This is a genomic window from Paraglaciecola sp. MB-3u-78 (assembly GCF_002835935.1).
GTDB lineage: Bacteria > Pseudomonadota > Gammaproteobacteria > Enterobacterales > Alteromonadaceae > Paraglaciecola.
This window is the reverse complement of record NZ_PJCF01000007.1, coordinates 24,873-39,473: the sequence shown is the minus strand read 5'-3', so window position 1 is coordinate 39,473 and position 14,601 is coordinate 24,873. Positions and strand designations below refer to the sequence as shown.

The window sequence follows — 14,601 nt, the reverse complement described above, 5'->3', positions numbered from 1 at the left end:
GAAACTCACTGATTTATAGGTATTAATATCGATATATTAGAAACAATAACGAGTGGCTAATGCCGCTCGTTTTTTTTGGTAAAAAAATGACAAAAATTTACAACTTCTCTGCTGGTCCTGCCATGTTACCTGCATCTGTGATGCAACAAGCCCAAGCAGAGTTTTTAGATTGGCAATCCATGGGCCGCTCTGTGATGGAAATCAGCCATCGCAGTAAAGAATATATTGCGCTAGCCGAGACGGCAGAACAGGACTTAAGGGACTTACTCACAGTGCCTGACAATTATAAAGTCCTGTTTGCACAGGGCGGTGGGCGAGGGCAGTTTTCTGCTGTACCAATGAACTTGCGAATGAGAGCCGATTCAGCCGACTTTTTACTGTCAGGTTCTTGGTCTGAAGGTGCATTAAAAGAAGCCAGCAAATTTTTGAAAACACATGTGGCAGGCGAAATAATCATGGAAGACGGTTTAAGTACCGTTCCCAGTATTACCGCAGCACAAGTTGATCAAAAAAGTGCTTATTTCCATTATTGTTCAAATGAAACGGTAGATGGTATCGAGATCAATAACATTCCAGATGCTGGTGATGTGCCATTGGTCGTTGATATGTCGTCTAATATTTTATCTAAACCAGTAGATGTCTCTAAGTTTGGAGTGATTTATGCTGGCGCACAGAAAAATATTGGGCCTTCGGGGTTATCAGTGGTAATTGTCAGGGATGATCTATTAGATTTTGCTATGCCTGAAACCCCAACATTTTTGCATTATCAAACCATGGCTCAGCATGGATCCATGTACAATACGCCGCCTACCTATTCATGGTATTTAGCTGGCTTGGTCTTTAAATGGCTCAAAGCGCAAGGTGGTGTTGAAAGTATTGCTCAAAAAAATGCTCAAAAAGCAGCATTATTATATGAATGTATTGATGAAAGTGAGTTTTATTTGAATAAAGTTCACCCTGATTTTCGTTCGAAAATGAATCCAACGTTTCATCTTCCAAATACGGATTTAGACGCTATTTTTGTAAAAGAATCAGAACAAGCAGGGTTAACCGCTCTCAAGGGGCATCGAAGTGTAGGCGGGATGCGCGCCAGTATTTATAATGCTATGCCCATCGAAGGGGTGAACGCGCTAACTGAATTTATGCGATATTTCGCTAGGAGACATAAATAATGGATCAATTGCATCTTTTGCCCATTAGTAAGGTCGACGGAACGGTCAATGTGCCTGGCTCAAAAAGTTTGTCTAACCGTGCGTTACTGCTTGCAGCACTTGCCGATGGTGAAACGCATCTTACTAATTTGTTAGATAGCGAAGACATTCATCATATGTTGAGTGCATTAACCAAATTGAATGTCAGTTATCGATTATCTGAATGTAAAACCCAGTGTTGGGTAACAGGTAACGCAGGTGTGTTTAACGTATCAAAACCGGTCATGTTATTTTTGGGTAATGCAGGTACGGCTATGCGCCCGTTATGTGCTGCACTGGCCTGTAGCCACGGTGAATTTGAGTTGACAGGTGAGCCTCGAATGGAAGAACGTCCTATAGGTGCCTTAGTTGACGCTTTGCGCCAAGCAGGGGCGGATATAGATTATTTAAAAAATGTGAATTATCCACCTTTATCGATTAAAGGCCATGCTCTAAAAGGTGGGAGTGTTACGGTGGATGGCAGTGTATCGAGCCAATTTCTTACGGCTTTATTAATGAGTGCTCCTTTGTTTGAGCAAGATACCACTATCGTTATTAGCGGAGATTTGGTCTCTAAACCCTATATTGATATTACACTGCATACTATGGCGCAATTTGGGATGGACGTCGAAAATCAAAATTACCAGCAATTTAAGATCAAAGGGCAGCAGCAATACCAATCACCAGGGCATTTTATGGTGGAAGGCGACGCTTCATCAGCTTCTTATTTTCTTGCTGCTGGGGCGATTAAAGGTGGCACAGTAAGGGTTACCGGTGTTGGAAAAAATAGTATTCAAGGTGATATTCGTTTTGCCGAAGTACTTGAACAAATGGGTGCAAAAGTAAATTGGCAAGATGACTTTATCGAAGTCACAAGTGCACCATTAAAAGCGGTCGATTTGGATATGAATCATATTCCAGATGCGGCCATGACCATCGCTACTACTGCGCTTTTCGCTACTGGTACTACATCAATAAGGAACATCTACAACTGGCGAGTAAAAGAAACCGATCGCCTAGCTGCAATGAGCTGTGAGCTGAGAAAAGTGGGGGCAATAGTAGAAGAAGGTGAAGATTTTATATCCATTACGCCACCCAAACAGTTACTCCATGCAGAAATTGATACTTACAATGATCACCGTGTGGCCATGTGTTTTTCACTGGTTGCTTTAAGCGACACAGCAGTAACGATCAATGATCCTAGTTGCACCGCAAAAACCTTTCCTGATTATTTCGACAGGTTTGCGACTATTTGTAAGTAAACTTTCCGGCTAAGGGGCTATTGCCTGTAAATCGAACTGTTTATAAGGTTCATCGGTGTAAGGTTATAAAAAGTAACCTTAGTGTCATTGCTTATCTAGCATCTATCCGTATAATTACGCCCGATTTTATTATGCTCAGGAGAGCGCATGTACATAGAACCTGTCATTACCATAGACGGTCCAAGCGGAGCAGGTAAAGGAACAGCCAGTACTTTGTTAGCTAAAAAGTTGGGTTGGCACTTTTTAGATAGTGGCGCCATTTATCGTGTTTTGGCTGTTGCTTCACTGCATCATCAAATTCCAGCTGAAGACGAGTCAGGTTTGTTGCCTTTAGCATCAGGCTTAGATGTAAACTTTGAAACGACAGAACATGGTGTAAGAGTCATATTAGAGGGAGAAGATGTTAGCGATACTATCCGCACAGAAGAGGTGGGAGCGACTGCGTCAAAAATAGCGTCATTACCTTCAATTCGAGAAGCATTGCTGAGACGCCAAAGAGGTTTTAAACAGGCGCCAGGCTTAGTGGCCGACGGACGAGATATGGGCACTGTCGTTTTCCCAGAGGCGCAGGTAAAAATATTCCTGACGGCTAGTGCCGAGGAACGCGCCGATAGACGCTTTAAGCAGTTGAAAGATAAGGGGCATGATGTTAATATGCCGCGCCTTTTAGCAGACATAAAAGCACGTGACGAGCGAGATGCGAATCGAACCGTTGCTCCCTTATTGCCAGCGAGAGATGCATTAGTGCTTGATTCAACTGCGTTGAGTATAGAGCAAGTGCTTGAAAAGATTGAAATGTTTATTGAAGAGAAATTAACTAAAACGTCTACTTCAGTAAATAGTTAAGTAGAAAAAGCCTGCCAAGTTAGGATGATTTGGTTATGAATAACAACCCCGCGCTCACTGGATTGTAACGTGGATGTCAAAAAGAAATATATTAAAACACTATGATTGAAAATTTTGCTGATCTATTTGAAGAAAGTTTAAAAGTAATTGAAACCCGTCCAGGCTCTATCGTTAAAGGTACAATCGTATCAATTGATAAGGATATAGTACTTGTTGATGCGGGGCTTAAATCTGAAAGCGCCATCCCTGTCGAACAATTTAGAAACGCCGAAGGCGAACTAGACGTTGTTGTAGGCGATGTAATTGATGTTGCTTTGGATGCCATTGAAGATGGATTCGGTGAAACGATTTTATCTCGCGAGAAAGCGAAGCGTCATGAAGCTTGGGTAGAATTAGAAAAAGCTTACACTGAAAAAGAAACCATCATAGGTGTTATTAACGGTAAAGTTAAAGGTGGCTTTACGGTTGAAGTAAACACAGTTCGTGCTTTCTTACCAGGTTCTTTAGTCGATGTACGCCCTGTTCGCGATACGACTCATCTTGAAGGTAAAGAGTTAGAATTTAAAGTTATCAAACTTGATGCAAAACGTAACAATGTTGTTGTTTCTCGTCGTGCTGTTATCGAAGCAGAAAGCAGTGCAGAGCGTGATACGCTTCTTGCTAACCTTGAAGAAGGACATGAAGTTAAAGGTATCGTTAAGAACCTTACCGATTACGGTGCGTTTGTTGACTTAGGTGGCGTAGATGGTCTTCTACACATAACAGATATGGCTTGGAAACGTGTTAAGCACCCAAGTGAAATCGTTAATGTTGGTGACGAAATCAACGTTAAAGTATTGAAGTTCGATAAAGAGAAATCTCGTGTTTCTCTTGGTATGAAACAAATGGGCAACGATCCTTGGCAAGAAATTGCTAACCGTTACCCTGAAGGCGCTAAATTAAGCGGTGCGGTCACTAACTTAACTGATTACGGTTGTTTCGTAGAAATCGAAGACGGTGTTGAAGGTTTGGTTCACGTTTCAGAAATGGATTGGACTAATAAGAATATCCACCCATCTAAAGTGGTCAACCTTGGTGATGTATGTGAAGTGATGGTGCTTGAAATTGACGAAGAACGTCGTCGTATTTCTCTTGGCCTTAAACAATGTATACCCAACCCTTGGGAAGAATTCGCTAAAGCACAAAGCAAAGGCGACAAAGTGAGTGGTAAAATCAAATCTATCACTGATTTTGGTATCTTCATCGGTCTTGATGGCGGCATAGACGGTCTAGTTCACTTGTCTGATATCTCTTGGAATAAGACTGGCGAAGAAGCGGTTAGTGACTATAAGAAAGGCGACGAAATATCTGCTGTTGTTCTTCAAGTTGATCCAGAGCGTGAGCGCATCTCTCTTGGTGTTAAACAAATCGAGGAAGACCCTTTTAATCAGTACATCACTGATACTAAGAAAGGTACTATTGTAATTGGAATGGTAACTGCAGTTGACGCTAAAGGCGTAACCGTTAAGCTTGGTGATGAAGTTGAAGGTTATATCCGCGTAGCTGATTTAGCACGTGACCGTGTTGAAGATGCATCTACAGTAGTCAGTGTGGATACTGAGATCGAAGCCAAGTTTATGGGCGTTGATCGTAAGAATCGCATCGTTAACTTATCTGTTAAGGCGAAAGACCATGCAGATGAGAAAGACGCGCTAGATAAAGTGAATCAACAAGAAGATGTTGGTTTCACTAATGCTTTTGCTGATGCCTTTAAAGCTGCTAAAAGCGACTAATTGACGTCATATGCAAGCGTGTTGGTTAATTGATAAAAACTATTTAAAATATTTATAGTTTTGACAAATACATTAACGCGCTTATTATCGGTAGTAACAGTTTTTTGAATGACGGAGAGTTACATAAATGACCAAGTCAGAACTTATAGAAAGATTGGCCGATAAAATGCGTCAGGTTCCTTCCCGGGATGTGGAGTCATCGATAAAAGTCATGCTAGAACAGATGGCGCAAACTTTACAAAAAGGGGAGCGCATAGAAATTAGAGGTTTTGGTAGTTTTTCCCTACATTATCGAGCACCACGCGTTGGTCGTAATCCTAAAACCGGTGAAACTGTTAAATTAGACGGTAAGTACGTTCCTCATTTTAAACCGGGCAAAGAATTACGAGAAAGAGTCAACGAGAACTTAGTTAGTTGATTTTTTAGTAATATTTTTATAAACGGCACTCCAATTAGGGTGCCGTTTTTGTTAGAGTTAACACAACGTTCTATCACTTAATCTTGTAGACACACATTGAGCAATCAAAGCTGTAAACTAAACTGTGTTAACAATCAATATCATTTTACATTAGACAACCCAAAGGGGGCGAAATGAAAGTTAAAGGATTATTGTTACTACTCTTGGTATTGTTATTGCTCGTTGTTGCTGGGTTTATCGGTTCACAGAATAGTCACCTAGTACCAATCAACTATATATTGGCTGAGACAGAAATGCGGATGTCAGTGTTATTGGCGGTGACATTTTTTATAGGCGTTATATTCTCTGTGTTGATATTTATTGGCTATATCCTGCGATTAAAGTGGCGTATTAGTAGCTTAGAACGCAAAAACAAAAAACTCTCACAGACTACTATCGTTACATAATGTTAGAACTCCTCTTTTTATTATTACCCGTTGCTGCCGGATATGGTTGGGTGATGGGACGCAACAGTGCCCGTCAAGCGCAACAAAGACACTCAAGTATACTGGCCAAACATTATTACAGAGGCTTAAACTTTCTACTTTCTGATGAGCCTGATAAAGCGGTTGATACGCTGATTAAAATGATTGATTTGGACAGTGATACCGTTGAAACCCATATCGCTATGGGCAAATTTTTCAGACATAGAGGTGAGCTTGACCGCGCTATTCGAGTGCATCAAAACTTAGTCAGCAAAGAACAGATCTCAGCTTTACAACGAGAATCTGCCTTATATGAATTGGGCCGAGACTATATTTTGGCGGGCTTTTTAGAGCGTGCTGAAAATGCTTTCTTACAGTTATTGAATAGCCAAAAACATTTTCTTAATGCGCAAATCCAATTGTTCAATATTTATCAAACTACCAAAGAATGGCCAAGAGCCATAGAGTTGGCAGAACAAATGATTGGTGCGGGTGGAGACAGTGATGAGTTATGCACTCGAGTGGCACATTTTTATTGCGAACAGGCAAATATTGAGTTAAAAAATAATAACTTAATCGAAGCTCAAGTGAACCTCAAAAAGGCAGTTACTACGGATGAAAAAGCGGTACGTCCGTGGCTGTTGTTAGGTGAAATTGCCATGCAACAACAAAAATACGATGACGCTATTGATTGTTTGAGTCAAATTCCTAGTCGTGATGTGAGTTGGTTAAGTGAGGCCGTGCCTTTAATCGAGGAGTGTGCCGAGCAGCTGAATGATCATGTAAAACTAGATCAAGTATTAGATGAATACTGGCAGCAATGCGCTACCGCCTACTTGGCTAAAGTCAAACTTATGGCAAAAGACGGCGAAGTGGAAAATGCAGCGCAAGTGTTGTTAGAACAATTAAAAAAACACCCCACTATGAAAGGTTTTAAAACATTAATGGGCTTGTACATAGATTTACAAGATCATGAGCAATCCACCAATAGTCTGGTATTGCTAAAAGAATTAGTAGAAGAACAAATAAAACAACGACCTAAATATAAATGTCATAGTTGTGGGTTTGCCGGGAGTAAAATTCACTGGTTATGCCCTTCATGTAAAAAATGGGGAGTGGTTAAACCGATTAAAGGCTTAGACGGAGAGTAATTTGATAAATAAGACTTTGATAAATAAGAGTGTGACAAAGATTCAAACAGATCCAAAAATTGTAGTGGCACTTGATTTTGATCAAATAATCAAAGCTGAAGCCTTTGTTGATAAGCTTGACCCAAAATTGTGTCGACTCAAAGTGGGCAAAGAAATGTTCACTCACTTTGGCCCTAGTTTTGTTACAGGCCTTGTTGAAAAGAACTACGATGTTTTTTTAGACTTAAAATTTCACGATATTCCTAATACTGTGGCTAAGGCTTGCCAAGCTGCGGCAGACTTAGGCGTGTGGATGGTCAATGTGCATGCTTCAGGTGGCCCAAAAATGCTGGAATATGCCAGAGAAAGTCTAGATAAGTATGCTGCTAACAAACCTCTTTTGATTGCGGTTACTGTGTTGACTAGTATGGATCAACAACAATTAACTGCTATTGGGATTGATTCCACACCTGAGCAACAAGTATTAAAATTGGCTAAACTCACTCACGATTGTGGTTTAGATGGCGTGGTGTGTTCGGCGCAAGAATCTACTTTGCTTAAATCAAGTTTTCCTAAATATAGTGACACAAAAGATTTTAAATTAATCACACCAGGTATTCGTCCTGAAGGTTCAGCTAAAGGTGATCAGATACGAGTGATGACGCCTAAACAAGCTATTCAAGCGGGTTCGGACTACTTAGTGATAGGTCGGCCAATTACCCAATCAGCCGACCCACTCAAGACCCTAATAGAAATCAATCATTCTATTTTGTTATAGAGTCTTCAACTTGTTAGAGTCTTTAACTTGTTACAAAGTCTTCAACCTATTATAAAGTCTCTAACGCGGTTTTAGCATCCATATACTCAAGGCCAAGTTCTTGTCCTAAAGCGTCAACAACCGCTTTATATGTCACTTTACCTTGATGCACATTCAAACCATTCATTAAATGTGGGTCATCTAACATGGCCTGTTTGGGGCCTTTATTGGCTAGGGCTAGACCAAAAGGTAGGGTGGCATTATTGAGTGCCATAGTTGATGTGCGTGCTACACCGCCTGGCATATTGGCAACACAATAATGTACCACCTCATCTATGATATACACTGGATCCTGATGAGTGGTGGCTTTTGATGTTTCAAAACATCCTCCCTGATCAATAGCAACATCGACTACGACCGAACCTGGTTTCATATTTTTAATATGTTCACGATTGAGTAACTTAGGTGCTGCAGCACCCGGAACTAATACAGCGCCAACCACTAAGTCTGCTCTAGAAGAATAATATTCAATGGCTTCTGCGGTTGAAAACACGGTGGCTAGTCTGCCCTCAAAAATATCATCTAATTCACGCAAACGATTAAGTGATCTGTCTAATATAGTCACATCAGCACCTATGCCCATGGCCATTTTTGCTGCGTTTAAACCTACCACACCACCACCTATAACAACGACTTTACCAGGAGCAACACCAGGTACGCCGCCTAATAAGGTACCGCTACCTCCTTGTGCTTTTTCCAAATAATGTGCACCAGCTTGTATTGACATTCTTCCGGCTACCTCACTCATAGGTGCCAAAAGCGGTAAGGTATTTCTATTATCAGTAACGGTTTCATAGGCAATACAGGTTGCGCCAGACTCAACTAATAACCGAGTTTGTACTGGATCTGGTGCCAAATGCAGATAGGTATACAAGGTCTGACCCGGACGTAACATTTTACATTCATTTGGTTGGGGCTCTTTTACCTTCACTATCATGTCGGCTTTGGCGAAAATTGTTGCTGCTTTATCAATTATCTCCGCACCTGCCGCGATATATTGTGCGTCAGTGAAACCAATGGAATGCCCCGCCAGAGTTTCTACCCATACTTGGTGTGAATGATTAACAAACTCTTTTACCGCAGCTGGGGTCAAGCCCACTCTATATTCATGGTTTTTAATTTCTTTTGGTACACCGATTAACATGACTCACTCCAATTATAAGGATATTTTTGAATTAAAAATTATAAGTTAATATTCGAAGTAAGTTGTTTTGTATTCAGACATTCAAAAGTATAATGTGTTGCTAAATTGTCATTTTACGGAATATTCTATGTTAATAAAAACCCCTAAACATATTGATAGGATCGATAGAAATATTCTCATTGAGTTACAAAAAAATGGGAGGATAACTAATTCTGATCTTGCCAATAAAATTGGATTGAGCGCTAGCCCATGCTTAGAAAGGGTTAAGAGGCTAGAGTCCCAAGGGTATATTACAGGCTATCATGCCAGAGTTGACCCCTCATTATTGGGCGCGGCTATGTTAGTTTTTGTAGAAATTACCCTAACAAAAACATCTGTTGATATATTCGAAGAATTTTCTACTGCGGTGCGCAAGCATGAAGATATTCAAGAATGTCATCTAGTTTCAGGAAATTTTGATTTTTTATTAAAAGCGCGTGTAGCCGATATGTCCAGTTATCGAAAGTTACTTGGTGACACTTTATTACGTTTACCGGGCGTGAGTGAGTCTCGGACTTATGTGGTCATGGAGGAGATAAAAGAATCAACTCAAGTCAAAATAAGCCTGAGATAACATTCATTGCTCGGGATTGATTGATTTGCGAGCGGTAGGCATCAGCAAACTAGGATTTTTATGACTGCACTGGTATCTTATACATCTGAATTTTAATAGGACCTAGAATCCTAGTTACTGATAACGATAATAAACACTATGGCGAGACTCACAGGCATTCAAAGAATTATGGAAGTAGGCATGATTATCAGTTGTGTCTTTGCGTTTTTTCTATTACTCGCCATGGCTTCTTTTCATCCAGCGGATCCCGGTTGGAGTCAAGCTGGATTACAAAGTGATGTGCATAACTGGGTAGGGCCAATAGGTGCATGGTTTGCAGATATATTGTTTTTTATCCTAGGTTCTTTTGCTTATACCTTGCCATTTTGTTGCGCATTTTTAGGTTGGTTTTTATTTCAACAAACCAAAACTTTATTAGAGATAGATTATCTGACCATTGGGCTTAGACTGATAGGCGTTATTTTACTGATGTTAGGCGCCACAGGTTTGTTAAGTCTTAATGTAGAAGATATCCATAATTATACTTCTGGTGGCATGGTAGGAGACGTGTTGAGTTCGTCGTTGATACCTTATTTTAGTCTGGTAGGTACTACACTCTTGCTGCTATGTTTTTTCTGTACAGGGTTTACACTTTTAAGTGGAGTTTCGTGGGTTGCTATTGTTGATAAAATTGGCGAGTGGACTATACGTATCAGCCGTTTTATATATCACACACCTGCTAAATTTAAAGGGTCTTCGAATCTGCTTTTAACCTTTAAAAAGTCTGAGTCTGAGTCTGAGCCAGTTGGTCTAGGTTCCTCTGATGAAAGTTTTTGGGGCAGTGAGTCCAAAAATAGCAGTGTTGCGTCACAAAACGACGAGGCATATCCAGCAGAGCCTGTTGTTCCTCAAAGTATTTTAGATGAACCCCAACATACAAAGAAAAATCCGGTTTCAATCAGTGAGTTAAAAAGAAAAATTAGCCTTTCGAGGAATTCCTCAAAAGTAGAGCCCGTGATGACAGACCCCGAGCCAGAACTCGCACCTTTATCCCAGGACAGTGCTGATAAAGAGCAGGGACCTATGCCGTCTTTCGACTTACTGGAACGAGCGGATAAAATTAAAAACCCCATCACACCAGAAGAATTAGAAATTGTCTCTCGTTTACTCGAAGCGAAACTCGCTGATTTTAATATCGAAGCAAGAGTGGTCGGAGTGTATCCTGGGCCTGTTATAACGCGTTTTGAAATGGATTTAGCTCCGGGTGTTAAGGTTAGTAAAATTACAACATTATCTAAAGATTTGGCTCGCTCTATGTCAGCTATTTCAGTCCGTGTGGTAGAAGTCATCCCAGGTAAATCAGTTATTGGTTTAGAGTTGCCAAATAAAAAACGTGACATGGTGCGTTTAAGCGAAGTGATCAGTGCCGATGTGTTCCAATCTTCCGAGTCACCGCTAACTATGGTGTTAGGCGCGGATATTTCAGGAAAACCTGTGGTGGTCGATTTAGCGAAAATGCCTCACCTTCTGGTCGCGGGAACTACCGGCTCTGGTAAGTCTGTGGGTGTTAACGTGATGATCCTGAGCCTTTTATACAAATCTACGCCTGAAGATGTGCGCATGATCATGATCGACCCAAAAATGTTAGAATTGTCGGTGTATGAAGGTATTCCTCATTTATTATCAGAAGTCGTCACCGATATGAAAGAAGCCGCTAACGCATTGCGTTGGTGTGTGGGAGAAATGGAACGCCGCTACAAATTGATGTCAGCACTTGGGGTTAGAAATCTAAAAGGTTATAACACCAAAGTGTTGAATGCGATTGAAGCGGGCGAACCTATTCGCGACCCATTGTGGAAGTTTGAAGAAAGCATGGAAACTGTGGCGCCTATCTTAGAAAAACTGCCAGCCATAGTGGTTGTAGTAGATGAATTTGCCGACATGATGATGATTGTAGGCAAAAAAGTGGAAGAGTTAATTGCACGTATTGCGCAAAAGGCCCGTGCAGCAGGTATTCACTTAATCTTGGCAACTCAACGACCTTCTGTTGACGTTATTACCGGTTTGATTAAAGCTAACATTCCTACCCGTATTGCGTTTCAGGTGTCGTCTAAAATTGATTCTCGTACTATTCTTGACCAGGGTGGGGCAGAAGCCCTTTTAGGGGCCGGGGATATGCTGTATTTGCCACCTGGAACCGGTGTGCCGACGCGAATTCACGGTGCATTTGTGGATGATCACGAAGTGCATGCTGTAGTCGCTGATTGGAAAAAACGGGGTGCACCTCAATATATAGATGAGATTTTAAACGGTGATGCTGGCGCAGAGATCCTCTTACCTGGCGAACAGTCAGAAGATGCAGATCAAGAATATGATGTGTTTTATGATGAAGCCGTGGCTTTTGTGACAGAGAGTAGGCGTGCTTCAGTATCAGGTGTGCAGCGAAAATTCAGAATTGGTTACAATCGCGCAGCGAGACTGGTGGAACAAATGGAACAAAGTGGCGTCGTAACTTCACCTGGGCATAATGGCAACCGTGAAGTATTGGCCGCTGCTGCCCCTAGAGATTAACCTGACAAGAAGTAATAATAAATGAACAAGTTATCCCAGCTCAAACAGCTAATTTTATTCACCACAGTCTTATTAAACAGTACATTTGTCCTTGCAACCGATATGGATGCCAAACAGCATCTAAAAGTCAAGCTGGATAAACTTGCAACCTATCAAGCTAATTTCACGCAAACTGTGGTCGATATTGAAAATACATTACTACAGCAGGCCACTGGCCGGATCGTGTTACAACAACCCAACAAATTATACTGGGAGTTATTTGAACCAAACGAAAGTGTATTGTTGGCTGATGGCGACAATATCTGGAATATTGACCCATTTTTAGAACAAGTTGTTGTTAACCGTGCTGATATCGCCCTTGTAAACAATCCTTTGATTTTGTTAACCAATCCCGATAGCAGTCAATGGCAAGAGTTTGAAGTGAGTCAAGCAGATAACCAATTTATCATTACACCACGAGAGCTAACTGGCGGTATTGTGTCATTACGTTTAGTGTTTAAGGGTGACACCTTAGTTGAGCTTGAAAGCCAAGATGGGCAGCAACAAAAAAGTGTGCTGTTGTTCTCGGAAATAAAACAAAATCATTCATTACCCGCTGATACTTTTCTCTTTGTCATGCCTGATGGTTACGAGTTGGACGACCAGCGCTAACTATGACCGCAGAATTTGAATTCGCAGAAACACAAGACTCGGTTGCACAGTTCGCACCCTTAGCGGCTCGTATGCGTCCTCAGGTGATTGAACAGTATTTTGGTCAGCAACATATCATTGGTCCTGATAAACCATTGAGAGCGGCGCTATTACGTGGTCAATGCCATTCGATGATCTTGTGGGGGCCTCCCGGAACAGGGAAAACCACGTTAGCTGAGTTGGTGGCCAAACATTGCGACGCGCATATTGAACGATTGTCAGCCGTAAGTAGTGGTGTTAAAGATATTCGTCAAGCCATAGACAACGCTAAACATTATGCGAGTCAGCATCGTCAGCGCACCATTTTGTTTGTAGACGAAGTACACCGTTTTAACAAAAGCCAACAAGATGCATTTTTACCTTATATTGAAGACGGCACAGTGACGTTTATCGGTGCGACCACTGAAAACCCTTCTTTTGAACTCAATAATGCATTGTTATCCAGAGCTAGAGTCTATGTACTTAAAAGCTTAAGCGAAGACGATCTCAGTGACGTCATCACTCAAGCATTAACCGATAACGAACGTGGTTTAGGTCTTGCTGAAATTTCTTTAGACGATTATGCCAAGTCCATGTTGATTGATATGGCGGCTGGCGACGCGAGGCGTCTTCTCAATTATTTAGAACTCAGTGCTGATTTTTTGCCATCAGGTTCAGTAGACAAAATCCTCACTGTAGACATGGTAAAACTGGCTGTAGGCGAAAAGGTCGCACAATATGATAAAAATGGTGACCAGTTTTATGATTTGATTTCAGCCTTTCATAAATCGGTACGAGGCTCAGCCCCCGACGCCGCCTTGTATTGGTATGCTCGCATGTTGGTGGCAGGTTGTGATCCTCTTTATGTAGCAAGGCGTTTATTGGCTATTTCCACAGAAGACATTGGTAACGCTGATCCAAGAGCAATGCAGATATGTTTAAACGCTTGGGATATTTTCCAACGTGTCGGACCGGCAGAAGGTGAAAGGGCCATTGCTCAAGCAACTTTGTACTGTGCTAGCGCAGCTAAAAGTAATGCGGTTTATGTTGCATTTAAGGCGGCTATGGCACACGCCAAAGACACACCTGATAGTGCTGTACCAGAACACTTAAGAAATGCACCGACTAACTTGATGAAAGACTTAGGTTACGGCAAAGAATATCGTTATGCTCACGATGAGAACCACGCCTATGCGGCAGGAGAAAACTATTTTCCTGAAGAGTTGCGTGATACCCAATATTATCAACCTAATGATCGTGGGTTAGAAAAAAAACTGAATGAAAAGTTAAAATTTCTAAAGGAGCTAGATTTACGCAGTACACAGCGCAGGTATAATTAATATGCATACAATAACCATGTATATTTTTATCGCACTCGGTGGCGCAACAGGTGCATGTTTGCGTTATTTTCTTACACAACTGATGTTTCAATGGTTTGGCAAAGGCTTTCCTTTTGGTACACTTCTGGTCAATGTAGCAGGTTCATTTTTTCTTGGCTTTTTATATGCGTTATTAGAGCATGGTCATTTAGAAACTGCCCTGTGGCGAACAACAATCGGAATTGGCTTTCTTGGTGCACTCACCACATTCTCCACATTCTCAGTAGATACGTTAATGCTCTTTCAACAGGGCTTGTGGTTCAAAGCTGCACTTAACGTAACTTTAAATATATTATGTTGTCTATTTGCAGCATGGTTAGGCACTCAATTAGTGAAAGGTTAGATAA

Annotated in this window: 14 protein-coding genes; 13 read left to right on the top strand and 1 reads right to left on the bottom strand. The window is 41.2% G+C overall.

Translation table 11 applies throughout. The features are described 5' to 3' along the window. The first annotated feature begins 86 nt into the window (after positions 1–86). From serC to pyrF, 8 genes are all read left to right on the top strand, one after another. On the top strand, positions 87–1,172 hold the full coding sequence (gene serC, locus CXF95_RS18925) for a 3-phosphoserine/phosphohydroxythreonine transaminase (RefSeq protein ID WP_101200315.1): 1,086 nt from the start codon (positions 87–89) through the stop codon (positions 1,170–1,172). Then, entirely contained in the window at positions 1,172–2,452 is a 1,281-nt protein-coding gene (gene aroA / locus CXF95_RS18920; RefSeq protein WP_101200157.1) for a 3-phosphoshikimate 1-carboxyvinyltransferase, read from the top strand. Before serC ends, aroA begins: the two co-directional genes overlap by 1 nt. A gap of 147 nt (positions 2,453–2,599) precedes the next feature. Then, complete coding sequence (cmk, locus tag CXF95_RS18915; protein WP_101200156.1) at positions 2,600–3,298, top strand: (d)CMP kinase; 699 nt, start codon at positions 2,600–2,602, stop codon at positions 3,296–3,298. Between the two features lie 101 nt (positions 3,299–3,399). Further along, positions 3,400–5,070 carry a 30S ribosomal protein S1 gene (gene rpsA, locus CXF95_RS18910; RefSeq protein ID WP_101200155.1) on the top strand — a complete coding sequence of 557 codons (1,671 nt, stop codon included), beginning with the start codon at positions 3,400–3,402 and terminating at the stop codon, positions 5,068–5,070. A 127-nt stretch (positions 5,071–5,197) separates the two neighbouring features. Beyond that, on the top strand, positions 5,198–5,488 hold the full coding sequence (gene ihfB, locus CXF95_RS18905; RefSeq protein WP_101200154.1) for an integration host factor subunit beta: 291 nt from the start codon (positions 5,198–5,200) through the stop codon (positions 5,486–5,488). Positions 5,489–5,661: 173 nt separating this feature from the next. Further along, positions 5,662–5,934, top strand: a complete 273-nt coding sequence (locus CXF95_RS18900; protein ID WP_101200153.1) for a LapA family protein — start codon at positions 5,662–5,664, stop codon at positions 5,932–5,934. Beyond that, positions 5,934–7,103, top strand: coding sequence for a lipopolysaccharide assembly protein LapB (gene lapB, locus CXF95_RS18895; RefSeq protein WP_101200152.1), 1,170 nt, complete (start codon positions 5,934–5,936; stop codon positions 7,101–7,103). The genes CXF95_RS18900 and lapB overlap by 1 nt, the downstream gene beginning before the upstream one ends. Before the next feature lie 4 nt (positions 7,104–7,107). After that, positions 7,108–7,860 (top strand): orotidine-5'-phosphate decarboxylase, encoded by a 753-nt coding sequence (gene pyrF / locus CXF95_RS18890; RefSeq protein ID WP_232787942.1) that lies wholly within the window; start codon positions 7,108–7,110, stop codon positions 7,858–7,860. A 49-nt stretch (positions 7,861–7,909) separates the two neighbouring features. Here the strand turns inward: pyrF and ald are convergent, their stop codons facing one another. Continuing rightward, on the bottom strand, positions 7,910–9,043 hold the full coding sequence (gene ald, locus CXF95_RS18885; RefSeq protein WP_101200151.1) for an alanine dehydrogenase: 1,134 nt from the start codon (positions 9,041–9,043) through the stop codon (positions 7,910–7,912). A gap of 127 nt (positions 9,044–9,170) precedes the next feature. Here ald and lrp point away from each other — a divergent pair, with 127 nt between their 5' ends. From lrp to crcB, 5 genes are all read left to right on the top strand, one after another. Next, positions 9,171–9,656 carry a leucine-responsive transcriptional regulator Lrp gene (lrp, locus tag CXF95_RS18880; protein ID WP_101200150.1) on the top strand — a complete coding sequence of 162 codons (486 nt, stop codon included), beginning with the start codon at positions 9,171–9,173 and terminating at the stop codon, positions 9,654–9,656. 138 nt (positions 9,657–9,794) lie between these two features. After that, positions 9,795–12,206 (top strand): DNA translocase FtsK, encoded by a 2,412-nt coding sequence (locus CXF95_RS31550; protein ID WP_101200149.1) that lies wholly within the window; start codon positions 9,795–9,797, stop codon positions 12,204–12,206. Between the two features lie 21 nt (positions 12,207–12,227). Beyond that, positions 12,228–12,857 carry an outer membrane lipoprotein chaperone LolA gene (gene lolA / locus CXF95_RS18870; RefSeq protein WP_101200148.1) on the top strand — a complete coding sequence of 210 codons (630 nt, stop codon included), beginning with the start codon at positions 12,228–12,230 and terminating at the stop codon, positions 12,855–12,857. Between the two features lie 2 nt (positions 12,858–12,859). Further along, positions 12,860–14,215 (top strand): replication-associated recombination protein A, encoded by a 1,356-nt coding sequence (locus CXF95_RS18865; protein WP_101200147.1) that lies wholly within the window; start codon positions 12,860–12,862, stop codon positions 14,213–14,215. A 1-nt stretch (position 14,216) separates the two neighbouring features. Beyond that, the gene (gene crcB / locus CXF95_RS18860; protein ID WP_101200146.1) at positions 14,217–14,597 is read left to right on the top strand and encodes a fluoride efflux transporter CrcB; all 381 of its coding nucleotides are present in this window, start codon (positions 14,217–14,219) and stop codon (positions 14,595–14,597) included. The last annotated feature ends 4 nt before the right edge of the window (positions 14,598–14,601 follow it).

Coding starts and splice junctions, on each gene's coding strand:
- ihfB (WP_101200154.1), top strand. CDS start 5,198: ATGACCAAGTCAGAACTTATAGAAAGATTGGCCGATAAAATGCGTCAG.
- CXF95_RS18865 (WP_101200147.1), top strand. CDS start 12,860: ATGACCGCAGAATTTGAATTCGCAGAAACACAAGACTCGGTTGCACAG.
- cmk (WP_101200156.1), top strand. CDS start 2,600: ATGTACATAGAACCTGTCATTACCATAGACGGTCCAAGCGGAGCAGGT.
- crcB (WP_101200146.1), top strand. CDS start 14,217: ATGCATACAATAACCATGTATATTTTTATCGCACTCGGTGGCGCAACA.
- lolA (WP_101200148.1), top strand. CDS start 12,228: ATGAACAAGTTATCCCAGCTCAAACAGCTAATTTTATTCACCACAGTC.
- lapB (WP_101200152.1), top strand. CDS start 5,934: ATGTTAGAACTCCTCTTTTTATTATTACCCGTTGCTGCCGGATATGGT.
- lrp (WP_101200150.1), top strand. CDS start 9,171: ATGTTAATAAAAACCCCTAAACATATTGATAGGATCGATAGAAATATT.
- CXF95_RS18900 (WP_101200153.1), top strand. CDS start 5,662: ATGAAAGTTAAAGGATTATTGTTACTACTCTTGGTATTGTTATTGCTC.
- rpsA (WP_101200155.1), top strand. CDS start 3,400: ATGATTGAAAATTTTGCTGATCTATTTGAAGAAAGTTTAAAAGTAATT.
- ald (WP_101200151.1), bottom strand. CDS start 9,043: ATGTTAATCGGTGTACCAAAAGAAATTAAAAACCATGAATATAGAGTG.
- aroA (WP_101200157.1), top strand. CDS start 1,172: ATGGATCAATTGCATCTTTTGCCCATTAGTAAGGTCGACGGAACGGTC.
- serC (WP_101200315.1), top strand. CDS start 87: ATGACAAAAATTTACAACTTCTCTGCTGGTCCTGCCATGTTACCTGCA.
- CXF95_RS31550 (WP_101200149.1), top strand. CDS start 9,795: ATGGCGAGACTCACAGGCATTCAAAGAATTATGGAAGTAGGCATGATT.